The sequence below is a fragment of the Pseudorhodoferax sp. LjRoot39 genome, assembly GCF_964253035.1.
In the GTDB taxonomy this organism is placed as follows: domain Bacteria; phylum Pseudomonadota; class Gammaproteobacteria; order Burkholderiales; family Burkholderiaceae_C; genus Pseudorhodoferax.
In genome coordinates, this window is record NZ_CAXUQL020000001.1 from 2,597,014 (window position 1) to 2,620,699 (window position 23,686).

The 23,686-nt window shown below is 69.6% G+C and carries 20 protein-coding genes; 10 read left to right on the plus strand and 10 right to left on the minus strand.

The features are described 5' to 3' along the window. Positions 1 to 74 precede the first annotated feature (74 nt). Positions 75 to 2,465: a penicillin-binding protein 1A gene (locus ACSQ4M_RS12290; RefSeq protein ID WP_436189805.1), complete on the plus strand. Its 2,391-nt coding sequence runs from the start codon at positions 75 to 77 to the stop codon at positions 2,463 to 2,465. On the opposite strand, the gene ACSQ4M_RS12295 is transcribed toward ACSQ4M_RS12290, so the two are convergent. Together ACSQ4M_RS12295 and ACSQ4M_RS12300 are read right to left on the minus strand one after the other, a co-directional pair. Beyond that, a complete protein-coding gene (locus ACSQ4M_RS12295) occupies positions 2,455 to 3,651 on the minus strand; it encodes a diguanylate cyclase (RefSeq protein ID WP_436189806.1) in 1,197 nt (398 codons plus the stop codon). The genes ACSQ4M_RS12290 and ACSQ4M_RS12295 overlap by 11 nt on opposite strands. A 319-nt stretch (positions 3,652 to 3,970) precedes the next feature. After that, complete coding sequence (locus ACSQ4M_RS12300; protein ID WP_436189807.1) at positions 3,971 to 4,519, minus strand: DUF2889 domain-containing protein; 549 nt, start codon at positions 4,517 to 4,519, stop codon at positions 3,971 to 3,973. A 108-nt stretch (positions 4,520 to 4,627) separates the two neighbouring features. Here ACSQ4M_RS12300 and ACSQ4M_RS12305 point away from each other — a divergent pair, with 108 nt between their 5' ends. Beyond that, the gene (locus ACSQ4M_RS12305) at positions 4,628 to 5,404 is read left to right on the plus strand and encodes an SDR family NAD(P)-dependent oxidoreductase (protein WP_436189808.1); all 777 of its coding nucleotides are present in this window, start codon (positions 4,628 to 4,630) and stop codon (positions 5,402 to 5,404) included. Positions 5,405 to 5,484: 80 nt separating this feature from the next. After that, entirely contained in the window at positions 5,485 to 5,760 is a 276-nt protein-coding gene (locus ACSQ4M_RS12310) for a hypothetical protein (protein WP_436189809.1), read from the plus strand. A gap of 3 nt (positions 5,761 to 5,763) precedes the next feature. On the opposite strand, the gene ACSQ4M_RS12315 is transcribed toward ACSQ4M_RS12310, so the two are convergent. From ACSQ4M_RS12315 to metK, 4 genes are read right to left on the minus strand one after another with little or no spacing between them, the layout of a single operon-like run. Further along, entirely contained in the window at positions 5,764 to 8,289 is a 2,526-nt protein-coding gene (locus ACSQ4M_RS12315; protein ID WP_436189810.1) for an ABC transporter permease, read from the minus strand. After that, positions 8,273 to 8,953 carry an ABC transporter ATP-binding protein gene (locus tag ACSQ4M_RS12320; RefSeq protein ID WP_436189811.1) on the minus strand — a complete coding sequence of 227 codons (681 nt, stop codon included), beginning with the start codon at positions 8,951 to 8,953 and terminating at the stop codon, positions 8,273 to 8,275. The genes ACSQ4M_RS12315 and ACSQ4M_RS12320 overlap by 17 nt, the downstream gene beginning before the upstream one ends. 52 nt (positions 8,954 to 9,005) lie before the next feature. Then, positions 9,006 to 10,238 carry a multidrug effflux MFS transporter gene (locus tag ACSQ4M_RS12325; RefSeq protein ID WP_436189812.1) on the minus strand — a complete coding sequence of 411 codons (1,233 nt, stop codon included), beginning with the start codon at positions 10,236 to 10,238 and terminating at the stop codon, positions 9,006 to 9,008. Positions 10,239 to 10,250: 12 nt separating this feature from the next. Continuing rightward, the gene (metK, locus tag ACSQ4M_RS12330; RefSeq protein WP_436189813.1) at positions 10,251 to 11,432 is read right to left on the minus strand and encodes a methionine adenosyltransferase; all 1,182 of its coding nucleotides are present in this window, start codon (positions 11,430 to 11,432) and stop codon (positions 10,251 to 10,253) included. Positions 11,433 to 11,627: 195 nt separating this feature from the next. Here metK and ACSQ4M_RS12335 point away from each other — a divergent pair, with 195 nt between their 5' ends. Continuing rightward, a complete protein-coding gene (locus ACSQ4M_RS12335; RefSeq protein WP_436189814.1) occupies positions 11,628 to 12,491 on the plus strand; it encodes an LpxL/LpxP family acyltransferase in 864 nt (287 codons plus the stop codon). Here ACSQ4M_RS12335 and yihA read toward each other — a convergent pair. Beyond that, positions 12,485 to 13,171, minus strand: coding sequence for a ribosome biogenesis GTP-binding protein YihA/YsxC (gene yihA, locus ACSQ4M_RS12340; RefSeq protein WP_056672161.1), 687 nt, complete (start codon positions 13,169 to 13,171; stop codon positions 12,485 to 12,487). The genes ACSQ4M_RS12335 and yihA overlap by 7 nt on opposite strands. 71 nt (positions 13,172 to 13,242) lie before the next feature. On the opposite strand from yihA, the gene ACSQ4M_RS12345 reads away from it, so the two are divergent. The 5 genes from ACSQ4M_RS12345 to ACSQ4M_RS12365 all read left to right on the plus strand — a co-directional run bounded on the left by ACSQ4M_RS12345 (position 13,243) and on the right by ACSQ4M_RS12365 (position 19,165). Beyond that, entirely contained in the window at positions 13,243 to 13,884 is a 642-nt protein-coding gene (locus ACSQ4M_RS12345) for a c-type cytochrome (RefSeq protein WP_436189815.1), read from the plus strand. Between the two features lie 125 nt (positions 13,885 to 14,009). Continuing rightward, positions 14,010 to 16,136 (plus strand): cytochrome c biogenesis protein ResB, encoded by a 2,127-nt coding sequence (locus ACSQ4M_RS12350; RefSeq protein ID WP_436189816.1) that lies wholly within the window; start codon positions 14,010 to 14,012, stop codon positions 16,134 to 16,136. Positions 16,137 to 16,140: 4 nt separating this feature from the next. Further along, complete coding sequence (gene ccsB, locus ACSQ4M_RS12355) at positions 16,141 to 17,487, plus strand: c-type cytochrome biogenesis protein CcsB (protein ID WP_436189817.1); 1,347 nt, start codon at positions 16,141 to 16,143, stop codon at positions 17,485 to 17,487. Between the two features lie 42 nt (positions 17,488 to 17,529). Then, positions 17,530 to 18,519 (plus strand): protein-methionine-sulfoxide reductase catalytic subunit MsrP, encoded by a 990-nt coding sequence (msrP, locus tag ACSQ4M_RS12360; RefSeq protein WP_436189818.1) that lies wholly within the window; start codon positions 17,530 to 17,532, stop codon positions 18,517 to 18,519. Between the two features lies 1 nt (position 18,520). Beyond that, positions 18,521 to 19,165, plus strand: coding sequence for a sulfite oxidase heme-binding subunit YedZ (locus tag ACSQ4M_RS12365; protein ID WP_436189819.1), 645 nt, complete (start codon positions 18,521 to 18,523; stop codon positions 19,163 to 19,165). On the opposite strand, the gene lysA is transcribed toward ACSQ4M_RS12365, so the two are convergent. Beyond that, on the minus strand, positions 19,104 to 20,393 hold the full coding sequence (gene lysA, locus ACSQ4M_RS12370) for a diaminopimelate decarboxylase (protein ID WP_436189820.1): 1,290 nt from the start codon (positions 20,391 to 20,393) through the stop codon (positions 19,104 to 19,106). The two genes, ACSQ4M_RS12365 and lysA, sit on opposite strands and share 62 nt — an antisense overlap. 117 nt (positions 20,394 to 20,510) lie before the next feature. Continuing rightward, the gene (gene lptM / locus ACSQ4M_RS12375; RefSeq protein ID WP_436189821.1) at positions 20,511 to 20,732 is read right to left on the minus strand and encodes an LPS translocon maturation chaperone LptM; all 222 of its coding nucleotides are present in this window, start codon (positions 20,730 to 20,732) and stop codon (positions 20,511 to 20,513) included. 19 nt (positions 20,733 to 20,751) lie between these two features. Here lptM and cyaY point away from each other — a divergent pair, with 19 nt between their 5' ends. Then, positions 20,752 to 21,078: an iron donor protein CyaY gene (cyaY, locus tag ACSQ4M_RS12380; protein WP_436189822.1), complete on the plus strand. Its 327-nt coding sequence runs from the start codon at positions 20,752 to 20,754 to the stop codon at positions 21,076 to 21,078. On the opposite strand, the gene ACSQ4M_RS12385 is transcribed toward cyaY, so the two are convergent. Further along, positions 21,075 to 23,471 (minus strand): penicillin-binding protein 1A, encoded by a 2,397-nt coding sequence (locus tag ACSQ4M_RS12385; protein WP_436189823.1) that lies wholly within the window; start codon positions 23,469 to 23,471, stop codon positions 21,075 to 21,077. The two genes, cyaY and ACSQ4M_RS12385, sit on opposite strands and share 4 nt — an antisense overlap. Positions 23,472 to 23,686 lie beyond the last annotated feature (215 nt).

Sequence of the window (23,686 nt, forward strand, 5' to 3'; positions counted from 1 at the left end):
GCCCTGCTGAACCATTTCGCAGGTGGGCGACTCTGCCAGGTGGGCATTGCCCCACGCTTTTTTTGCGCCGCCGCATGGTCTCCTCTCCCCGCCAGCCCACCTCGAACGATTCTTCTGCTTCGCCGCGGGCCGGCGCACGCCGCCGCACGCTGCTCTGGGCCGCAGGCATCGTCCTGGCCACGGCCGCGCTGGGCACCGCCGGGCTGGGCGTGTTCGCCTACCAGACCTATGCGCAGCTGCCCGATGTGTCGGCGGCGGCCGACTACCAGCCCAAGCTGCCGCTGCGCGTGTTCACGCGCGACGGCGTGCTGCTGGGCGAGTTCGGCGAGGAGCGCCGCAACCTGACACCGATCGCCGAGATCCCGCAGGTCATGAAGGATGCGGTGCTGGCCATCGAGGACCAGCGCTTCTACACGCACGACGGCGTGGACTACACGGGCATGCTGCGCGCGGCCGTGGCCAACCTGGGCCGCTCGCGCAGCCAGGGCGCCTCCACCATCACCATGCAGGTGGCGCGCAACATGTTCCTGTCGTCGGAGAAGACCTATGCGCGCAAGCTGCGCGAGGTGCTGCTGACCTTCAAGCTGGAGCGCGCGCTCTCCAAGGACCAGATCCTGGAGATCTACATGAACCAGATCTTCCTGGGGCACCGGGCCTACGGCTTCGCGGCTGCCTCGGAGGTCTACTTCGGCCGCCAGCTCAAGGACGTCACCATCGCCCAGGCCGCCATGCTGGCCGGCCTGCCCAAGGCGCCCTCGGCCAACAACCCGATCAGCAACCCGCGCCGCGCGCGCGTGCGCCAGCTCTACATCATCGAGCGCATGCAGGAGAACGGCTTCATCACCGCGGCCCAGGCGCAGGCGGCCAAGGCCGAGCCGCTGCCCGTGCGCAGTGCCGGCGACACGGTGGCCGTGCATGGCGAGTACGTGGCCGAGAGCGTGCGCCAGCAGATGCTCGCGCAGTACGGCGACGCCACCTACACGCGCGGGATCAACGTCTACACCACGCTGGATGCGGCCGACCAGGCCGCAGCGTACGCCGCGCTGCGGCGCGGCATCATGGCTTACGAGCGGCGCCAGGTCTACCGCGGCCCTGAGGCCCAGATCGCATTGCCGACCGCAGGCGAAGCCCAGGACGACGCCATCGAGGAGGCGTTGGACGCGCACCCCGACAACGGCGAACTGGTCTCGGCCGTGGTGCTGGAGGCCGACAGCCGGCGCGTGAAGGCTGTGCGCAGCGATGGCGAGCGGCTGGAGATCACGGGCGAGGGCCTGCAGCCCGCGCAGTCGGGCCTGGCGGCCAATGCGGCCGCGGCGGTGAAGATCCGCCCCGGCTCGCTGATCCGCGTGATGCGCACGGACAAGGGCAGCTGGGAGATCACGCAACTGCCCGAGGTCGAGGGCGCCTTCGTCGCGATGGACCCGCGCGATGGCGCCGTGCGCGCGCTGGTCGGCGGCTTCGACTTCGGCAAGAACCAGTTCAACCATGTCACGCAGGCCTGGCGCCAGCCGGGCTCCACCTTCAAGCCCTTCATCTACTCGGCCGCGCTCGAGAAGGGCCTGATGCCGGCCACCATGGTGGACGACGGCCCGCTGTACTTCGACGCCAGCGTCACCGGCAGCAAGCCCTGGGAGCCCAAGAACGACAACGGCGCCTTCGACGGTCCGATCCGGCTGGACACGGCGCTGGCCAAGTCCAAGAACCTGGTGGCCATCCGCGTGCTGCAAACCGTGGGCGTGCCGGCGGCGCAGGAGTGGGTCACGCGCTTCGGCTTCGAAGGGCAGCGCCAGCCGGCCTCCCTGACCATGGCGCTGGGCGCGGGCTCGGTCACGCCGATGCAGATGGCCTCGGCCTACGCGGTGTTCGCCAACGGCGGCTACCGCGTACAGCCCCGACTGATCGACAAGGTGACGGACCAGCGCGGCCAGGTGCTGCAGCAGGAGACGGCGCCGGCGCTCGACGAGTCGGCCCGCGCCGTGCCTGCGCGCAATGCCTTCCTCATGACGCAGCTGTTGGGCGAGGTGGCCACGCGCGGCACGGCCGCGCGCACGCGCGCCACGCTGCAGCGGACCGACATCTACGGCAAGACCGGCACCACCAACGACGCCGTCGATGCCTGGTTCGCCGGCTACCAGCCCACGCTGGCGGCGATCGCCTGGATCGGCTACGACCAGCCGCAGAACCTGGGCGCGCACGCCAGCGGCGGTGCGCTGGCCATGCCGGTCTGGATCGACTTCATGCGCCAGGCGCTCAAGGGCGTGCCCGTGGCGCCGCCGGCCGTGCCCGAGGGCGTGGTGCGCAACGAGGGCGACTGGTCCTACACCGAGTTCGCCAGCACGGCCGGGCCGGGGATGGCGGGCACCGAAGCGGTGCCCACGGCCCAGCCGATCTCGGGCCCGATGGGCGAAGCGACGCAGGAGCGCACCGAGGAACGCCGCAGCATCCTCGACCTGTTCAAGCGTTGACCAGCCGCAGGGCGGCGCGCTCGAGCCGGTTGCGGCCCCGCGCCTTGGCCTGGTAGAGCGCGGCATCGGCCCGTGCGACGATGGCTTCGGCCGTGGCATCGTCGGTCGACGATTCGGCCAGGCCGATGCTGACCGTGAACGCCGGCATGGCCAGGCGGTCGACCTGCACCGCTTCCAGGAGGATGCGCTCGGCGACGAGCGCGGCTTCGGGCAGGCGTGTCTGCGGCATCACGACGACGAACTCCTCGCCGCCATAGCGCGCCACCACGTCGTGCGGCCGCACCAGCGCCGCCATGCGCCGACACAGGTGCACGAGCACGCGGTCGCCCACAGGGTGGCCGTGGCCGTCGTTGATCTGCTTGAAGTGGTCCACGTCCAGCATGGCGATGCAGAAGGGCTGGCCCGTGCGGCCGTGGCGCGTGCGCTCGCGCTCCAGGCATTCGAACAGGGCCTGGCGGTTCAGCGTGCCGGTCAGCGGGTCGCGAATGGCCTGCTCCTCGATGCGGGCACGCACATGGTCCGAGGCCATGGTGGCAAAGCCGATCACGAGCAGCAGGTTGCAGACCGTGAAGCTGCCGGTGTAGACGATCTGGATCGCATCCTGGGTCAGCAGGCCGCTGTCGCCCTGCGGGAACAGGGCCGCGTGTACGGCCCTGGCGGCATAGACGATCGCCAGGATGACCAGCCAGGAGCAGGTCAGCGTGATGCCCAGCGTGCGGCCGAAGCGTTCGGCCTGCGGGTAGCGCAGCAGTACCAGCGCATGGTGCACGCTGATGAAGCAGCAAAGCCCTGCCACGACGACCAGCCGCACGCGGTAGCTGGGTTGGACTTCGGCGAACCAGGTCACCGCGCCGGCCATGGCCAGCCACGCCAGCAACCACGGCCCCCAACGCAGGCGTTCGCCGAAATGCTGGCGCGTACCAGCCAGCCAGGCGATGTAGGCCAGCACGAAGGCGCCGTTGCCCAGCGTCACCGTCGCCAGGTGCGAGATCCAGTCGCGCAGGCCGAGCAGCAGCAGGCCTGCGAACACCAGCCAGGCACCCGCCACCCAGGTGCGCAGGCCCGGCACGGGCAGCGGTGTCGCGCGGGCCAGCAGCGTCAGCACCATGGCCATGAGCCCGCTCGTGATGCTGCCGATCAGGACGGTGGTGCGTGGATCCAGCGCGTAGGTCGACATGCTTCCCATAGGTGGGCTGGATGGTTGCATATTTCGGCCGCCCATCTGCTGGCGAAAATGTGCGGTATTTCTGTGTTGGCGCCATTGCGGCGCCCGATCCGGCGGCTCAGAAGCTGTGAATGAACCGATCGCGGCCACGACGGGGTGCGCCGGGCCACAGGCGTAGGCGCAGGCCGCCGCCCGGGCTGGTGCCCGGGCAAGGCCTGCAACGCCCGCATGTGGATCGGCGCGCCCCGGCCCGAAGGGCGAGGCCTGGGGTGCAACGATGGCGATGCAAGCCGGCTGTCATCGGGCCTCGCGTGGTCGTGAGGGGTTCGTTCACAGCTTCTCAGTTCAGCCGATCGGGGCTGCGGTGCAGGTGCGGCCACAGCCGCGCTACGACCTCGCGCTCGGCCGCGTAGGCATAGCAGCTGTCGACCTTGGCCTGGCGCTGGGCCTCGCTGCCGGGCAGGTTGATCTGCGCCAGCCTGGCTGGGGCCAGGCCCTGGAAGGCCGTGGTGGCCATCGGCCCCAGCAGCTCCACGATGTGCGTGCACGAGGCCGCGCCGCCCAGAAGTTCGCGCACCTGGCGGTTCCAGCCCTTGCGCATGGACAGGCCCTTGAGCGGCGCCAGCGTGGCCGTGGCGCCGGGGCAGATGCGGAAGGGCGTGGCGTCCATGGAGGCGAAGGCGTCGTGCACCAGCATGTCTTCGTCGACGACCAAGTGCACGGCGATGTCGTGGATCGGCGTGCCGGGCGGCGTGTCGGCCTCGGCCAGCTGGCGCCGGAAGGGCTGGCGCTTGGTGTCCACCAGGCGGCCGACCACCTCGTACAGGCCACTGGCGAGCCGGTAGAAGCGCAGGTCGATCTGGCGGTGGTGCAGTTCTTCGCGGTCCATGGCCGGCGATTGTGCGCGGGGGCGGGGCGCGCCGCGTCACCTTGGTGTCTTCGGCTGGGGCCGGCGCTTGCTATACACGCCACCACACCAGACCACCAGGAGACGGATATGTACCAACCCTTCAACCTCAGCGGGCGCAGCGCGCTCATCACCGGCGGCAACGGCGGCATCGGCCTGGGCATGGCGCGCGCGCTGCTCGCCTCCGGCGCGAAGGTGTCGATCTGGGGTTCCAACCCCGACAAGACCGCCGGCGCCCGCGATGCGCTGGCCCGCGAATGCGGCGACGCGGCGCGCGTGCACAGCGCGGTCTGCGACGTGGGGGACGAGGCGGCCGTCGAGCAGGCCTTCGCCGACACCGTGGCCGCGCTCGGGCCCATCCATGCCTGTTTCGCCAATGCCGGCGTGTCGAGCAAGGGCACGGTGCTGACCGAGATGTCGCTGGAGGAATTCCGTCGCGTCCAGCGCATCAACGTCGAGGGCGTGTTCCTGACCTTGCGCGCCGCCGCCCGCCACATGGTCGCGCACGGCGAGGGCGGCTCGCTGGTGGCCACGGCCAGCACGGCGGCGGTGGAGGGTGCGGCGCGCAACAGCCACTACGGTGCCTCCAAGGGGGCCGTCACGGCCATGGTGCGCGCGCTGGCCGTGGAGCTGGCGCGCCACAGCATCCGCGTCAATTCCATCCTGCCGGGCTGGATCGAGACCGAGATGACCCAGCGCTCGTTCGCCAACGAGAAGTTCGCGGGGGCGGTGATGCCGCGCGTGCCGGCGCGGCGCTGGGGCTCGATCGACGACTTCGGCGGCATCGCGGTCTACCTGGCCAGCGACGCCGCGGCCTACACCACGGGTGAGCAGTTCGTCATCGACGGCGGCTACACCAAGTTCTGAACCGGCAGCCGCGCAGGCCGCCGGCCTACAGCGGCAGCGCGGGTGCTTTCCATACTGGCAGGAGCCGCGAAGGAGCTGCCATGCAACAGACACCGTTGCGCCATCTGGCGCTGTCCGTCGACGAGCCCGAACCGGGGCTGTACCACTGGATGATTCTCGAAAGCGAGGACGCCATGAAGACCTGGTTCGTGGTGGAGGCCTCCGACGACGCCTACGACACCTTCAGCGAGGCCTGGGAAGACGGTGCCTCGACCTTGCGCGGCATGGGCGACGGCCAGTACGGCCCGCGTGCCGAGACGGCGGAGGACGAGAGCGCCGACCCGGTGCTGGAGACCGGGCCCGGCGTGGACGACTGAGCTTCAGCCGCCGGAGCGCAGCAGACGTGCTGGCGACAACCGCAGCTGCGCGAGCAGCCACTGCGCGCCCAGGGCCAGGCTGAGCCCGCTGACGCCCAGTGCGGCCAGGGCGCCGGTCCAGTACAGGCCGCTGGCGTCCAGGTCCAGCTTCCCATGCAACAGCGTCACGGCCAGCCCACTGCCGGCCATGGTGGCGAACACGCTGGTCGCGCCGGCCAGCAGCGCGTACTCCCAGCGCAGCGCCAGACGCAGGCTGCCCAGGCGCGCGCCCAGCACGTGCAGCAGGCTCGCTTCATAGACCTGCCGGGCGCGGCTGGCTGCGACCACGCTGCTCAGCACCAGTAGGCTCGCGGCCAGGCAGATGCCCGCGATCACCGCCAGCGCGGCGCTGGCGCGGCCCAGCAGCAAACGGCTTTCGGACAGCAAGGCATCGGTGCGCACGCTGACGATGTTGGGGGCCACCGCGGCCAGCCGGTCCTGTGCGGCGATGGCCTGTTGCGGGTCGAGCCAGGCCGCGCCCACATGGCGCGTGATGAACGGGTCGAGCACGCCGTCGCTGAAGATGCCTTCCAGCCACAGCCGCGCCTGCAGCCGGCGCTGGCTGTAGATGGCGGACAGCAGGGCCTCGACGGGCTGGCCCTGGATGTCGAAGCGCAGGCGGTCGCCGACCTTCAGGCCGAGCTGGTCGGCCTCGCGGTCTTCCATGGCCACGAGCGGCGGCCCCTGGTAGTCGGCGGCCCACAGTACGCCGCGCTCGACCACCACATCGTCCAGGTTGCCGGCGCGCGTGGACAGCTTGTGCTCGTTGCGCGCCTCCCGCAGGCGGCCCGCGTCGCCGCTGTCGCGCAGCGCGTCGCCGTTCACGGCCGCCAGGCGGCCCAGCACCAGGGGCGCGGTCTGCAGCCGCTGCACCGGGCCGAGTTGCTCGTGCAGCAACGGCAACTGCTCTGTCTGCACGTCGTGCAGCACCAGGCCCGGGGCTTCGCGCGGCACGGTCTCGGCGATGGTGCGCAAGAGCGTGGCAACGACCAGCGTGCAGGCCACCAGCAGCGTCAGTGCCGTGCCCAGCGAGAGCAGGGCAGGTCGCAGCGCCGAGCCGGGCCGCTGCAGCCCTGCCAGCGCCAGGCGCAGTGCAAAGCCGGGCTGCCAGCGCGAGGCCAGCAGCCGACGCGCGAGCGCGCGCAGGATGCGCTGCACGCCTTCCAGCAGCACCAGCAGCGCCGCGACGACGGCCAGGAAGGCCCAGCCGATGCGCGCATCGGGCAGGCTGCCGACCAGCAGCGCGGCGATGGCCAGGCCGCAGGCGGCGCTCGCGGCCCAGGCCCAGGCGGGCGTGCGCAGCGCGGCCGCGTCCAGGCCGCGGAACAGCGCGGCCGGGGTGACCGCCAGCGCGCGGCCCAGGGCCGGCAGCGCAAAGGCCAGCGCGGTCAGCACACCGAAGCCCATGGCCAGCGCGGCCGGGCCGGCCATGGTGGCCAACTGCGGCCCGAGCTGCTGCACCAGCGGCAGGCTGCGCGCCGCGAGTGCAGCGCCGGCCAGTGCCAGCGCGCCGCCGGCCAGCGCGCCGCCGGCCAGCACGCCGAGCGCGCTCGCGGCCACGGCCAGCATCAGCACCTGCAGCAGCACCAGGGCCACGAGCCGCGCATCGCGCAGGCCCAGCGCACGCAAGGTGGCCAGCGTGGCGAGCTTGCCCTGCAGGTAGGCCTGCACGCTGTTGAACACGCCCAGGCCGCCGATGAACAGGGCCGACAGGCCGATCAGCATGAAGGCCGAGCCGACCTGCTCCAGCACCTCGGCCACGCGCTCGCTGCGCTGCGCGAAGCTGCGCACCTCGGCGTTGGACTGCGGGAAGGCGGCGACGAAGTTGTCGCGCCAGGCCGCAGGCGGCGTGGCAGTGCGCACGCGGTAGTGGTATTGCACGCGGCTTGCCGGCTGCACCAGGCCGGTGGCCTGCAGCGCGCCTTCGGCCAGCAGCACGGGCGCGCCGTTCCAGTCGGCGCGCAGGCTGCGGTCGGGCTGGCGTGCGATCACGGCGCGCACCTGCAGCGTGAGATCGCCCAGCTGCACGGTGCTGCCCGGTGCCAGGCCCAGGCGCCGGGCCAGCACGCCGTCCACGGCCAGGCCCCAGTGGCCGCCCCTCTGCGCCAGGGCATCGGCCAGCGGCTGCTCCGGTGACAGCGTGACCTGGCCGTACAGCGGGTAGCGCGCATCGGCGCTCTGCAGCGCCACCAGTTGGGCGCGGCCGTCCGGCACGCGCAGCATGCTGCGCAGCGCGATCGCGCGCGAGACCTCGCCGCGCGCCTGCACCCAGTCGAGTTCGGCCGGCGGCAGCGGGTCGGACTGGCGCACTTCCAGGTCGCCGCCGAACAGCGCGCGCGCATCCTCCTGCAGCGCGCCGGCCACCTGGCGGTACAGGCCGCCGCTGGCCGCCACCAGGGCCACGCCCAGCGCCAGGCAGGCGCAGAACACCCAGAGCTGGCGGCCGCTCGCGCGCAGGTCGCGCCAGGCCAGGCTAAGCAGCATGGGCATGCTGCGTTTCCTCGAGCTGCCCTTCGTGCAGGCGCAGCACGCGCTGGCAACGGGCGGCGAAATCCATGTCGTGCGTCACCAGTACCAGCGTGGCGCCGGCTTCGGCGTTCAGCTCGAACAGCAGTTCGCGCACGCGCGCACCGGTCTGGTCGTCCAGGTTGCCGGTGGGCTCGTCGGCCAGCAGCAGGCGCGGGCCGTGCACGAGCGCGCGCGCGATCGCCACGCGCTGCTGCTCTCCGCCCGAGAGCTGGCCCGGATAGTGGTGCTGGCGCGCGGCCAGGCCCACGCGGCGCAGGAAGTCGCGCGCCTTCGCCTGGGCATCGCGCCGGCCGGCCAGTTGCAGCGGCAGGGCCACGTTGTCCAGCGCCGTGAGGCTCGCAAGCAGGTGGAAGGACTGGAACACGATGCCGATGCGCTCGCGCCGCAGGTCGGCCAGCGCGTCGCGGTCCAGGGCGTCGAGCGCCTGGCCGTCCAGCAGCACACGGCCGCCCTGCGGCCGCTCCAGCCCGGCCAGCAGCAACAGCAGCGAGGTCTTGCCCGAGCCCGAGGGCCCGGCGATGGCCACGCTCTGGCCCGCGGGAATGGTCAGGTTGACGTCGCGCAGCACGTCCACGCGCGATGTGCCCAACGCATAGTGCAGGGCCAGGTGCTGGAGTTCGATCATGGCCGGGTGGGAGCCCGGCCGGTGCGTTTCGGTTCCGCCCGCCGTGCGGGCTTTACGCGGCGTTGGCGTCGCGGCCGATCTCGGGCCAGCGGTGGTGCAGCCAGATCCAGGCCACCAGGCCCACGCCCATCATGAGCAGCGAGGCCAGCGCCAGCAGCACGGTGGAATGCATGACCAGTGGCGCGATCACGCCGGCCACCACGCCATTGGCCGTGGAGCCGACCACGGCCTGCAGCGAGGAGGCCATGCCGCGCCGCGCGGGATACAGGTCCAGCACCAGCAGCGTGACCACGGGCACCATGAGCGCCCAGCCGAAGGCGAACACGGCGATCGGCGGCAGTGCCCAGAGCGGGTGGGCCGTCCACAGCAGGTTGGCGGCCAGGTTCAGCACCGCCACCACCGTCATGATCAGGAAGCCATGGCGGATCTGCCGCTTGGGCGCGATGCGCCCGGCCAGCCGGCCGCTGGCCCAGGCACCGCCCATGATGCCGGCAATGGTCAGGATGAAGAACCAGAAGAACTGCGTGGGCGCCAGGCCCATCAGCGTGCCCAGGAACTCGGGCGCCGACAGCACGTACAGGAACATGCCGTTGAACGGCACGCCGCTGGCGAAGGCCAGCAGCACGAAGCGCGGGTCAGACAGCAGCTGGCGGTAGCCGCGCATGAGGTCGGGCACATGGAAGGGCTGGCGCTGCGCTGGCTGCAGCGTCTCGGGCAGCAGCCGCCAGTTGCTGATCCAGAGCAGGGCGCCCACGGCGGTCAGGAACCAGAACACGCTGTGCCAGCCCAGGTGCACGAACAGCCAGCCGCCCACGATGGGCGCAATCGCCGGTGCCACGCCGAAATAGATGGTCACCTGGCTCATGACCTTCTGCGCCTCGGCTGGCGGGTAGACGTCGCGGATCACCGCGCGCGAGACCACGATGCCTGCGCCGGTGGACAGGCCTTGCAGCGCGCGGAAGAAGACCAGCTGGCCGATGTTCTGCGACAGCGCGCAACCGGCCGAGGCGATGGTGAACACCGCGATGCCCCACAGCACCACGGGCCGGCGGCCGAAGCTGTCCGACAGCGCGCCGTGGAACAGGTTCATGAACGCGAAGCCGAACAGGTAGGCCGACAGCGTCTGCTGCATCTCCACTGGCGTCGCGCCGAGCGAGCGGGCGATGCCGGAGAAGGCCGGGATGTAGGTGTCGATCGCGAACGGGCCCAGCATGCCCAGCATCGCGAGCAGCACGGCAAGGGCCCAGCGCGGGCCGCGCCACAGCGGCGTGGCCTCTGCGCTCATGGGTGGCTCCGCTTACAGGCCGGCTGCTGCGCGCAGCACGGCAGCCTTGTCGGTCTGTTCCCAGGTGAACTCAGGCTCTTCGCGGCCGAAGTGGCCGTAGGCGGCGGTCTTCTGGTAGATCGGGCGCAGCAGGTCCAGCATCTGGATGATGCCCTTGGGACGCAGGTCGAAATGCTCCTGCACCAGCGCGGCGATCTTCTCGTCGGAGATCACGCCCGTGCCTTCGGTGTAGACCGTCACGTTCATCGGGCGGGCCACGCCGATGGCGTAGGCGACCTGGATCTGGCACTGGCGCGCCAGGCCCGCGGCCACGATGTTCTTGGCCACATAGCGTGCGGCGTACGCGGCCGAACGGTCGACCTTGGACGGGTCCTTGCCCGAGAATGCGCCGCCGCCGTGCGGGCAGGCGCCGCCGTAGGTGTCGACGATGATCTTGCGGCCGGTGAGGCCGCAATCGCCCTGCGGGCCGCCGATGACGAAGCGGCCGGTCGGGTTGATCAGGTACTTGGTGTCCTGCAGCCATTCCTTGGGCAGCACCGGCTTGATGATCTCTTCGATGATGGCCTCGGTGAAGCTGGCCTTCATCTTGGTCGGCGTCTCGCTCTGGTCGGGGTGGTGCTGGGTCGAGAGCACCACGGTGTCGATGCTGTGCGGCTTGCCGTCCACATAGCGCATCGTGACCTGGCTCTTGGCGTCCGGACGCAGGAAGGGCAGGCGGCCGTCCTTGCGCAGCTGCGCCTGGCGTTCCACCAACCGGTGCGCGTAGTAGATCGGCGCGGGCATCAGCTCGGGCGTCTCGTCGCAGGCGTAGCCGAACATCAGGCCCTGGTCGCCGGCGCCGATGTTCAGGTGGTCGTCGCTGGCGTGGTCCACGCCCTGGGCGATGTCGTTGGACTGCTTGTCATAGCAGACCATGACCGCGCAGCCCTTGTAGTCGATGCCGTAGTCGGTGTTGTCGTAGCCGATGCGCTTGATGGTGTCGCGCGCGACCTGGATGTAGTCCACATGCGCGTTGGTCGTGATCTCGCCGGCCAACACCACGAGGCCGGTGTTGGTCAGCGTCTCGGCGGCCACGCGCGAGCGCGGGTCCTGCTCGAAGATCGCATCCAGGATGGCGTCGGAGATCTGGTCGGCCACCTTGTCGGGATGGCCTTCGGAGACGGATTCGGACGTGAAGAGGAAATCGTTCGCCATTTGAATAAACTCCTTCGCTTTGCAATGAAAGGCGGTTGCGTTGCGCGTTGCCTCTGGCGGGGAGCTCGTGGCGAACGCTTTAGCAGTTGTGTTTAACGTCGCCCTGCAAGTAGTTCAATAACTCAGCGACCGCGGCGATTCTAGCGTTCCGATGACCAAGATGTTTTGCTGCCGCCCTGTCGGCCTGCTGGCGAAATGAGCGGCTTTGCGATTGCCCTGCTGCGCCTGCTCGCGCCCCTGCCCCTGTCCTGGGTGCGGGCGCTGGGTGCGCTGCTGGGCCGGCTCCTGTACGCGCTGGTCGGCAGCCGCCGGCGCATCGCGCTGACCAACCTGGCGCTGTGCTTCCCGCAGATGGCGCCAAGCGAGCGCGAGGCGCTGGCGCGGCGCCACTTCGTGGTCTTCGTCCAGGCCTGGCTGGACCGCGCCTGGCTCTGGCACGCCCGGCCGGAAGTGGTGCGGGAACGCCTGCACATGACAGGTGCGCTGCACGAGCTGGACGGCACCGCGCCCACGCTGCTGTTCGCGCCGCACTTCGTCGGCCTGGATGCGGGTGCGACGGCGCTGTCGCAGCAGATTCCGCGGCAGTTCGCCACCATCTTCACCGCGCAGTCCAACCAGACCGTCGACATCTGGGTGGCGCGCGGGCGCCAGCGCTTCGGCAATGCCAAGCTCTACAACCGGGCCGACGGCATCAAGCCCGTGGTCGCGGCATTGCGGGCCGGTGAGCCGGTGTACCTGCTGCCTGACATGGACTTCGGTGCGCGCGACTCGGTGTTCGTGCCCTTCTACGGCGTGCCGGCCGCCACCGTGCCCTCGCTGGCCCGCTTCGCGCGGCTGGGCCGCGCACGCGTGGTGCCGGTGGTCACGCGGCTGACGCCCACGGGCTACGAGGTGCAGATCCTGCCGGGCTGGGATGGTTTCCCGGGCCCCGACGCCGTGGCGGACACGGCCCTCATGAACGAGCGGCTGCAGGGCTACATCGACACCATGCCCGAGCAGTACTTCTGGGTCCACAAGCGCTTCAAGACCCGCCCGCCCGGGGCGCCCTCGGTTTACTGAGCAGCAGCGGGGGCAGCGGCCTCGGGGTGGGCCCAGCGCCACAGCAACTGGCTGGCCTGGTCGATGCCCTGGCGCTTGAGCGCCGAGAACAGCATGGCCTCGCCACCGCCCGCGTTGAGCTTGGCGATGGCCAGCGCCTTGCTGGCTTCCATGCGCGTGAGCTTGTCGGCCTTGGTCAGGAGCAGCAGGAACTTCAGACCCTCTTCGACGCGCGGACGCACCACTTCGAGCAGCACCTCGTCGAGCTCGGTCAGGCCCAGGCGCGGGTCGCACAGCAGCACGATGCCCTTGAGGTTCTCGCGCGTGACGAGGTAGTTGGCCATCACCTGCTGCCAGCGGATCTTGTCGGCCTTGGGCACGGCCGCATAGCCGTAGCCGGGCAGGTCGGCCAGCACGGCGTCGGTCACGCCCTGCTTGCCAAGTGCGAACAAATTGATGTGCTGGGTGCGCCCGGGTTTCTTGGACGCGAAGGCCAGCTGCTTTTGCTGCGTGAGCGTGTTGATGCAGGTGGACTTGCCGGCATTGGAGCGGCCGACGAAGGCGATCTCAGGCAGGTCCAGCGCGGGCAGGAACTCCAGCTTGGGGGCCGTGGTCAGGAAGCGGGCGGTGTGGAGCCAACCCGATGCGACGGCAGCGGCGGAGGGGGCCGGTGCGGCGGCGGCGGGAGCGGGAGCTGTCATGTAGGTGCGGGGATGGCGTGGGGTCGCATTGTAGAATCGCCCGGTTTTGCGTACATAAAACCACCCTCGATATGAAGTTGCTTGCCACCATGGTTCTGGCTGCAGTGTTCGCAGCGCCTTCGTTCTCCAGCCATGCCGCCGACGCGGCGCCGGCCGCCGCGCCCAAGGCTGCGAAGCCCGACCTGGTCAAGGGCGAGCAGGGCTACACGGCGGTGTGCGCGGCCTGCCACGGTGCCGACGGCAACTCGGCCATCGCTGCCAACCCCAAGCTGGCGCACCAGCACCCGGAATACCTGGTCAAGCAGCTGCACGAGTTCAAGGACGGCAAGCGCAACGACCCGGTCATGAAGGGCTTCGCCTCGGCGCTCAGCGACGAGGAGATGCGTAACATCGCCTACTGGCTGACCTCGCAGAAGCCCAAGGCCGGCTTCGCCAAGGACAAGGAGCTCGTGCAACTGGGCGAGCGCATCTTCCGCGGCGGCATCCCGGACCGCCAGGTCGCGGCCTGCGCCGGCTGCCACAGCCCCAACGGCGCGGGCATCCCCTCGCAGTACCCGCGCCTGTCGGGCCAGCACGCCGACTACACCACCACGCAGCTGGTTGCCTTCCGCGACGGCAAGCGCAAGAACAACGCCCAGATGACGGGTGTGGCGGCCAAGATGAACGACCGCGAGATCCGCGCCGTGGCCGACTACATCGCCGGCCTGCGCTGAACCCTGCACCGCGCACGCCCGCAGCCGGGCGGAACCAAATGCCCGATTCCCACCCCAAGGAACGGGCGCCACGGCGGGCCGGCTGGTACAGCGGCCCGTTTTGTTTTTGACCGGGGCCTTGCACGATGACCACCACCACCCACGGCCTGCGCGTTCGCAGCGGCTCGCAAGCCTGGCGGGCCGCGGTGGAGCTGCTCTCGTCGATGCGCTTCGCGATCGCGCTGCTGACCATCATCTGCATCGCGTCCATCATCGGCACGGTGCTCAAGCAGCATGAGCCGGCCAACAACTACGTCAACCAGTTCGGCCCGTTCTGGGCGCTGCTGTTCGAGAAGTTCAGCCTCAACGCGGTCTACAGCGCCTGGTGGTTCCTGCTGATCCTGACCTTCCTGGTCATCAGCACCACGCTGTGCATCGCGCGCAGCACGCCCAAGATCTTCGCGGACCTCAAGGTCTACAAGGAGAGCATCCGCGCGCAGAGCCTGAACGCCTTCCACCACAAGGCCAGCGCCGTGGTCGCCGGCCAGCCCGAAGCCGCGGCGGCGCGCGTGGGCCAGGCCCTGGCCAAGGCCGGCTGGAAGGTCAAGCTGCAGCGCCGCGAGACACCGGCCGGCGAGGGCTGGATGGTGGCCGCCAAGGCCGGTGCGGCCAACAAGTTCGGCTACATCGCCGCGCACAGCGCCATCGTGCTGGTCTGCATCGGCGGCCTGCTGGACGGCGACCTGGTGGTGCGTGCCCAGACCTGGTTCAACGGCAAGACCATCTACAAGGGCGGCGGCATGATCGCCGACGTGGCGCCGGAGCACCGGCTGTCCATGCGCAACCCGACCTTCCGCGGCAACCTCATGGTGGCCGAGGGCACGCAGTCCAGCACGGCCATCCTGGCGCAGTCCGATGGCGTGCTGCTGCAGGACCTGCCGTTCGCGGTGGAGCTCAAGAAGTTCATCGTCGAGTACTACTCGACCGGCATGCCCAAGCTGTTCGCCAGCGAGATCGTGGTCCACGACCGCGAGACCGGCGCCCAGACGCCGGCGCGCGTGGAGGTCAACCATCCTTTCAGCTACAAGGGCGTGGAGATCTACCAGTCCAGCTTCGACGACGGCGGCTCCAGCGTGCAACTCAAGGCCGTGCCGCTGGTGCCGGGCGGCAAGCCCTTCGAGGTCGAGGGCGTGATCGGGAGCAGCACGGAGCTCAACCGTGGCGACGAGAAGATGACGCTGGAGTACCAGGCCCTGCGCGTGATCAACGTCGAGAACCTGACGGGCCAGACCGACAGCGCTGTGGACGTGCGCAAGGTCGACCTGCGCGGCGCCATCGACGCACGCCTGGGCGCGGGCAACAAGACGGTGACGCACCGCGAGCTGCGCAATGTCGGCCCCAGCATCACCTACCGGCTGCGCGATGCGGCCGGCCAGGCCCGCGAGTACCACAATTACATGCTGCCCGTGGACACCGGCGACGGCGTGGCGGCATTCCTGCTGGGCGTGCGCGAGACGCCGGCCGAGTCCTTCCGCTACCTGCGCGTGCCGGCCGACGAGAACGCCAGCATGGACACCTTCCTGCGCCTGCGTGCCGACCTCATGGACCCGGCCCGGCGCGCCGCTGCGGTGCAGCGCTATGCCACGCGCGCGGTCGATCCGCAGCGTCCCGAGCTGGCCGAGCAACTGGCTGCGTCCGCCGCCAAGGCGCTGGCCCTGTTCGCGGGCGAGGGCGCTGCAGCCTCGGCCACGCCGCGCGGCGGCCTGCAGGCGATCGCCGACTTCATGGAGACCAACGTGCCCGAGGCCGAGCGCGGCCGTGCCGGCGAGGTGCTGGTGCGCATCCTGAACGGTGTGCTGTTCGAGCTCGTGCAGATGGGCCAGGAGCGCGTGGGCGCCAAGCCGCTGGACAGCAGCGAGAAGACCCAGGGCTTCATGACGCAGGCCGTGCTGTCGCTCAGCGACGCCTCGCTGTACCCTGCGCCCATGGTCTTCCAGCTCGTGGACTTCAAGCAGGTGCAGGCCAGCGTGTTCCAGGTGGCGCGCGCGCCCGGGCGCAACATCGTCTACCTGGGCTGCCTGTTCCTGATCCTGGGCATCTTCGCGATGTTGTATGTTCGTGAACGCCGCCTGTGGGTCTGGATGGCGCCGAACGGCGACGCCACCCAGGCCACCATGGCCTTGTCGTCCAACCGCCAGACGCTGGACGTGGACCGCGAATTCGACCTGCTCAAAAGCCGGCTGATCGGCGCCAAGACCGGCGCCAAGGAGTGAGACGATGAACACCATCACACGCAGCCCCAGCGACACGCTGGTGCTCCACGAGGGCTTCCTGGCCCGCCGCAGCGGTTTCGACTGGCTGTTCGCCCTGCTGGTCGTGGCCGGCGGCGTGTTCGCGTTCTCGCGCTACCACGCGGCCATGGACATCTACGAGAAGTGGATCCTGGCGGGCGCCGTGCCCAGCCTGATCTGGCTGGGCTGGTTCTGGCGTCCGCTGCGCATGCTGATGCTGGTGGTCGCCGGCCTGGCGCTCCTGGCCATCGCGTCCTACCAGGTCGACGGCCGCGGCGACCTGGCACGCGCCGACCAGGTGTTCTGGCTCAAGTACTTCCTGTCCAGCCAGTCGGCCATCCTGTGGATGAGCATGCTGTTCTTCGTCAGCACGGTCTTCTACTGGGGCGGCATGCTCACGCGCAACCCGGCCGCGGCGCTGGAACTGCTGGGTTCGCGCATCGCCTGGGCGGCCGTCACGATGGCGCTGGTCGGCACCATGGTGCGCTGGTACGAGAGCCACCAGCTCGGCCCGGACATCGGTCACATCCCGGTCAGCAACCTGTACGAGGTCTTCGTGCTGTTCTGCTGGCTGACGGCCGCCTTCTACCTGTACTTCGAGGACCAGTACCGCACACGCGCGCTGGGCGCCTTCGTGATGCTGGTCATCAGCGCGGCGGTGGGGTTTTTGCTCTGGTACACGGTGGTGCGCGAGGCGCACGAGATCCAGCCGCTGGTGCCGGCCCTCAAGAGCTGGTGGATGAAGCTGCACGTGCCGGCCAACTTCGTCGGCTATGGCACCTTCGCGCTGGCGGCCATGGTGGCCTTCGCCTACCTGATCAAGCAGCAGGCCGGAGAGACGCGCTGGTGGCGCCTGGCGCCGCTGTGGGCCTTGGGCGTGGTGTTGTGCTTCGAGCCCATCGTGTTCCGCCAGGGCGGGGTGACGGGTGGCAGCAGCTACTGGGCCATCTACTTCGGCGTCTCGGCGCTGATCGTCGCGGCCATTCTGTTCGGCCGGCGCCGCATCGCCGAGCGGCTGCCCGCGCTGGAAGTGCTCGACGACGTGATGTACAAGGCCATCGCGGTCGGCTTTGCCTTCTTCACCATCGCCACTGTGCTCGGTGCGCTGTGGGCTGCCGAGGCCTGGGGCGGTTACTGGAGCTGGGACCCCAAGGAGACCTGGGCGCTGATCGTTTGGCTCAACTACGCGGCCTGGCTGCACATGCGGCTCATGAAGGGCCTGCGCGGCACCGTGGCGGCCTGGTGGGCGCTGGTGGGCCTGGCGATCACGACCTTCGCTTTCCTGGGCGTCAACATGTTCCTGTCGGGCCTGCACAGCTACGGAACGCTTTGAGCAGCGGCGGGTCCCACGACGAGACCTCTTGAGGAGCTTGCGATGCTGATCCGGATCCACGACGACGCCCACCCCCGCACCAGCGAGATCACGCCGCAAGGCGTCTACGCCGAGCGCCGCCAGCTGATGCGCTGGATGGCCGGCGGCGCGGCCGGCGCCGCGCTGGCGGGCTGGGCGCAGCGCGATGCGCTGGCCCAGGTGGCGCGGCCGGGCAAGCTCGCGGCCTTGCCGGGGGCGCGTTCCGCCGTGGCCGGTGCGGTGACGATGGAGAAGCTGACCTCCTACCAGGACGCCAGCACCTACAACAACTTCTACGAGTTCGGCACCGACAAGGCCGATCCGGCGCGCAATGCGCACACGCTCAAAACCGATCCCTGGAGCGTGGAGATCGAGGGCCTGGTCAAGAAGCCCGGCAAGTACGCGCTCGAGGATCTCCTCAAGCTCTCCGCCCAGGAAGAGCGCATCTACCGCATGCGCTGCGTCGAGGGCTGGTCCATGGTCATCCCCTGGGTCGGTTATTCGCTGTCGGCGCTGATCCAGAAGGTGGAGCCGCAGCCGAGTGCCAAGTACGTCGAGTTCCTGACCCTGGCCGACCCCAAGACCATGCCCTTCGTGGGTTCGCGCGTGCTGAGCTGGCCTTATGCCGAAGGCCTGCGCATGGACGAGGCCATGCATCCGCTGACGCTGCTCTCGTTCGGCATGTACGGCGAGGTGCTGCCCAAGCAGAACGGCGCGCCGGTGCGCCTGGTCGTACCCTGGAAGTACGGCTTCAAGAACGCGAAGAGCATCGTCAAGATCCGCTTCGTCGACAAGGAGCCCGCGACGGCCTGGAACAAGGCCGCTGCCAACGAGTACGGCTTCTATTCCAACGTGAACCCCAACGTGGACCACCCGCGCTGGAGCCAAGCCACCGAGCGCCGCATCGGCGAGGACGGGCTGTTCGCCAAGAAGCGCAAGACGCTGATGTTCAACGGCTACGAGGCCCAGGTCGGGCAGCTCTACGCTGGCATGGACCTCAAGAAGAACTACTGAAGTGAAAGCGTTGCTGCACCCTGCGGCCAAGCCGCTGGTGTTCGCGCTGTGCCTGCTGCCGCTCGCCTGGCTGACCTGGGGTGCGTTTGCCAACACGCTGGGCGCCAACCCGGCCGAGCACCTGATCCGCGCCGCCGGCGACTGGACGCTGCGCTTCCTGTGCATCGTGCTGGCCGTCACGCCCTTGCGCCAGCTCGCCGGCTGGCCCGCCCTGGCCCGCTTTCGGCGCATGCTGGGCGTGTTCTGCTGGTTCTATGGCGCCGTGCACCTGCTCTGCTACGCCTGGTTCGACATGGGCTTCGATGTGCCCGACATCGCCGCCGACATCGCCAAGCGGCCGTTCATCCTGGTCGGCTTTCTGGGCCTGGTGCTGCTGACGCTGCTGGCCGCGACCTCGTTCAACCGCGCCATCAAGGCGCTGGGCGCAAAGCGCTGGCAGGCGCTGCACCGTGCGGTCTATGCCGTCGCGGGCCTGGCCTTGCTGCACTTCTTCTGGATGCGCGCGGGCAAGAATGACTTCGGCGAGGTCGCCATCTACGCGGCGATCCTCGGCGTGCTGCTGGCCTGGCGGCTGTGGCGCCGTTTCAGCCCGGCAGCAGCGACTCGCCGCGCATCTGCGCCTGCGCGTCCTCGCGCGCGCGGATGAGGTGGGCGGCCTGGCCGTCGACCAGCACCTCGGCCGCCCGGCCGCGCGTGTTGTAGTTGCTGGACATGCTCATGCAGTAGGCGCCGGCCGAGAGCACGGCCAACTGGTCGCCGGGCTGCACGGCCAGCCTGCGGTCGCGGCCCAGCCAGTCGCCGCTTTCGCAGACCGGGCCGACCACGTCGTAGACGGTCGGCGCATCGGCACGCGGCGTCAGCGGCACGATCTGGTGGAATGCCTGGTACATGGCCGGGCGCGGCAGGTCGTTCATGGCTGCGTCGACGATGCAGAAGTTCTTCTGCGTTCCTGGCTTCAGGTACAGCACCTCGGTCAGGCACAGGCCGGCGTTGCCGACCAGCGAGCGGCCGGGCTCGATCATGAGCAGCCGGTCGCCGTAGCCGCGCGCGTCGAGCTTGGCCAGCAGCTGCTGCCACAGGCCGTCGGCCGCCGGCGGCGCGTCGTCGCCGGGCGCGCCATAGACGATGCCCAGGCCGCCGCCGAAGTCGATGTGTTCGATCCGGATGCCGGCCGCCTCGATCGCGTCGACGAGGTCGAGCACACGGTCCATCGCATCCAGGTAGGGCGAGGCGTCGGTGATCTGCGAGCCGATGTGGCAGTCGATGCCGACCACCTGCAGACCCGCCAGGCCGGCCGCATGGCGGTACAGCGCCAGGGCCTCGTCGTGCGCCACGCCGAACTTGTTGCCCTTCAGGCCCGTGGAAATGTAGGGATGCGTCTTGGCGTCCACGTCGGGGTTCACGCGGATGCTCACGCGCGCGCGGCTACCGTGCGCGCGCGCCACCGCGTCGAGCACGTCGAGTTCGGCGGCGCTCTCCACGTTGAAGCAGGCGATGCCGTGGTCCAGCGCCAGGCGCATCTCGGCGCGGGTCTTGCCCACGCCCGAGAAGATCACCTTGGCCGGGTCACCGCCGGCCGCCAGCACGCGCTGGAGTTCGCCGCCCGAGACGATGTCGAAGCCGCAACCCGCGCGCGCGAACAGCTGCAGCACGGCCAGCGTGGAGTTGGCCTTCATCGCATAGCAGATCTGCGCGCGCCGGCCTGCGAAGCCGCGCTGGTAGGCTGCCAGCGCATCCAGCATCGCGGCCTTGGAGTAGACGAACAGCGGCGTGCCGTGCGCGGCCGCGAGGTCGGCCAGGCGCACGCCTTCGACGTGGAGCGCACCGTCGTGCTGGTGGACGTGGGGATGGCCGGGCAGGGGCGTGGTGGTCATGGGGCAGGCAGCGAAAAGAGGAAGATGTTATGCAGGCCTGGCCAGCCATGCCATGTGCAAAGCAAGGCCTGGAGCGCCCGGCGCTTTCAATTCAACGGCGCTGGCAGCGCCCGGCCTTCACTTGCTCGGCAGCGGCAAGGGCTGGGTCGCTGGCATCAGCGACGGCAGCTCCTGGGCCTCGGGCGCCGGCGTGGCCGAAGCCGGCATCGAGGGACGCAAGGCCTGGCCCAGCGAGGCGCGGTTGCGCGCAGCGGCGTCCTTGGCGTAGTAGAGATCGCCCTTCTGGCCGCATGCTGCAGCCAGCAGCGCCAGCAAGGCCGCACCTAGAATCTTTGGCATAGAAGACATCCGCAAAATTATGACCGACCCCGAATTCATGGACCGTGCCGAGCAACTCCTGGCGGCCGTGGAAGCCAGCTGCGACCGCATCAACGACGAAAGCGATGCCGACCTGGACAACCAACGCGTGGGCGGCATGGTCACGCTGGCCTTCCCCAATGGCAGCCAGATCGTCGTGAACCTGCAAAAGCCGCTGCACGAGGTCTGGCTGGCCGCCCAGTCCGGCGGCTACCACTACCGCTTCGCCGACGGCCAGTGGCGCGACACCAAGGGCGGCGCCGAGTTCTTTGCCCAGCTGTCCAGCGATGCGAGCGCTCAGGCGGGCCAGGCGCTGGTCTTTTCCTAGTTCCGGAAGAGGTCGAGGATGCGGTTGCGCTCCTCGGCCGGCGGCGGCGCCGCCACCGTGCCACCGTTGCCATTGCTGCTAGGCAGCGGCGTGTCCAGGCCCAGGCTGTTGACGCCGGCGTTGTGGGCGTATTCCTCGTAGAACCACTCGCCGCCGCTGTTGACCACGCCGGGCGGCGGCGTCAGCGTGGCCACCGGCACGCCCTTGAGCGCCGTCTCCATGAAGTTGATCCACACCGGCAGCGACAGTCCGCCGCCGGTCTCGCGTGAGCCCAGGTTGCGCGGCTGGTCGTAGCCGATCCAGGTGACGGCCGCCAGCGTGGGCTGGTAGCCGGCGAACCAGGCGTCGATGGCGTCGTTGGTGGTACCGGTCTTGCCGTACACGTCGGGGCGCTTGAGCGTGGCCTGCGCGCGTGCGGCCGTGCCGCGCAGCGTGACCTCGTTCAGCAGGCTGTTCATCACGAAGGCGTTGCGCGCAGGGATGGTGCGCATGGATTCGTCAAGCACCGGCGGCTGCGTTTCCACCAGGATGCGGCCCTTGTGGTCGGTCACCCGGGCGATCAGCCAGGGATTGACGCGGTAGCCGCCGTTGGCGAACACCGAGTAGGCCGCCACCATCTGCATGGGCGTGACCGAACCGGCGCCCAGCGCCATGGTCAGGTAGGCCGGGTGGCGCTCGGCTTCGAAGCCGAAGTGCGTGATCCAGTCCTGCGCGTTCTTCGCGCCCACGGCCTGCAGCACGCGGATGGAGATCATGTTCTTGGACTTGGCCAGGCCCGTGCGCAGCGTCATCGGGCCATCGAACTTGCCGTCGTAGTTCTTGGGCTCCCAGGGTTGGCCGCCGGTGAAGCCGGCATCGAAGAACAGCGGGGCGTCGTTGACCACGGTGGCCGGCGTGAAGCCTTTCTCCAGCGCGGCCGAATAGATGAAGGGCTTGAAGCTGGAGCCGGGCTGGCGCCAGGCCTGGGTGGCGTGGTTGAACTTGTTCTTCTGGAAGTCGAAGCCGCCCACCAGCGCGCGCACGGCACCGCTGCGCGGGTCCATCGCCACGAAGGCGCCCTCGACCTCGGGCAGCTGGGTGATCTCCCAGGTGTTCTTGGGCGTCTTGACCGCGCGGATCACGGCACCGCGGCGGATCTTGATGTTGGGCGGCGCCGCAGCGGCCAGGCCGGACTGCGCGGGCTTCAGGCCGTCGCCCGTGATCTCGACCTCGTCGCCGTTGCCGCGCACCGCCAGGATGCGCTTGGGCGTGGCCTCCAGCACCACGGCCGACAGCACGTCGCCGTTGTCGGGATGGCCCAGCAGCACGTCGTCGATGGCGTCTTCCAATTCAGCGCCACCGGCCGGCAGCGTCACGAACTTCTCGGGGCCGCGGTAGATCTGGCGGCGCTCGAAATCCATGATGCCGCGGCGCAGCGCGTTGTAGGCCGCGACCTGCTCGCTGGTGTTGAGCGTGGTGTAGACGTTCAGGCCGCGCGTGTAGGTGGCATCGCCGTATTGGGCGTACATCAGCTGGCGCACCGTCTCGGCGACGAACTCCCCGTGCACGCGCGCGCCCTCGTTGCCCGGGCGGATGCGCAGTTCCTCGTTCTTGGCCTGCTGGGCCTGGGCGGCCGTGATGAAGCCGTTCTCCAGCATGCGGTCGATGATGTAGAGCTGGCGCACGCGCGCACGGTTCGGGTTGCTGATCGGGTTGTAGGCCGAAGGGGCCTTGGGCAGGCCGGCCAGCATGGCGGCCTGGGCCACCGTGATGTCCTTGAGCGGGCGGCCGAAGTAGGTTTCCGCCGCCGCGGCGAAGCCATAGGCCCGGTTGCCCAGGAAGATCTGGTTCATGTAGATCTCCAGGATCTTGTCCTTGGAGAGCAGGTGTTCGAGCTTGAAGGTCAGCAGGATCTCGTAGATCTTGCGCGTGTAGGTCTTCTCGGAGGAGAGGTAGACGTTGCGCGCCACCTGCATGGTGATGGTGGAGGCGCCCTGGCTCTTCAGGTTGCCCAGGTTCGCCAGCGCGGCACGGGCCACGCCCTTGTAGTCCACGCCGCCGTGCTCGTAGAAGCGCGCGTCCTCGATGGCCAGCACCGCGTCCTTCATGACCTGGGGGATCTCGGCGATCGGCACGAGGTTGCGGCGTTCCTCGCCGAACTCGCCCAGCAGCAGGTTGTCGGCCGAGTACACGCGCAAGGGCAGCTTGGGGCGGTAGTCCGCCAGGTCGGAGATGTCCGGCAGGTTCGGGTAGGCCACGGCCAGGGCGATGGCCACCATCAGGGCCACGGCCGCGACGCCCGCCGCCGCGATGCCCACCAGCCAGACCAGCACGCGGCCGACCCAGCCCCACGGACTGCGCGGGGTGGAGGGGGCGGCCTTGGGAGCGTCGCCGGGGGAAGACTTTGAAGGCATAGGGACTCGCGGGATGGCGCCGGCCGGGGCCGGGCGCGGGGCGTCATTTTGCCCTGCCACCCGTGGGCTGCGGGATTCCCGCGCAGGGGCTGCGTCCTGCCGTTGTTACAAATCCGGGCACCTTGGTGCCGCGAGACACGTCTGCTTTTACCAACGCCGCATGCGCGGCAGCGTACACAAGCGGTTCCCGCTCCAAACTGTTGCTGATAGCATCC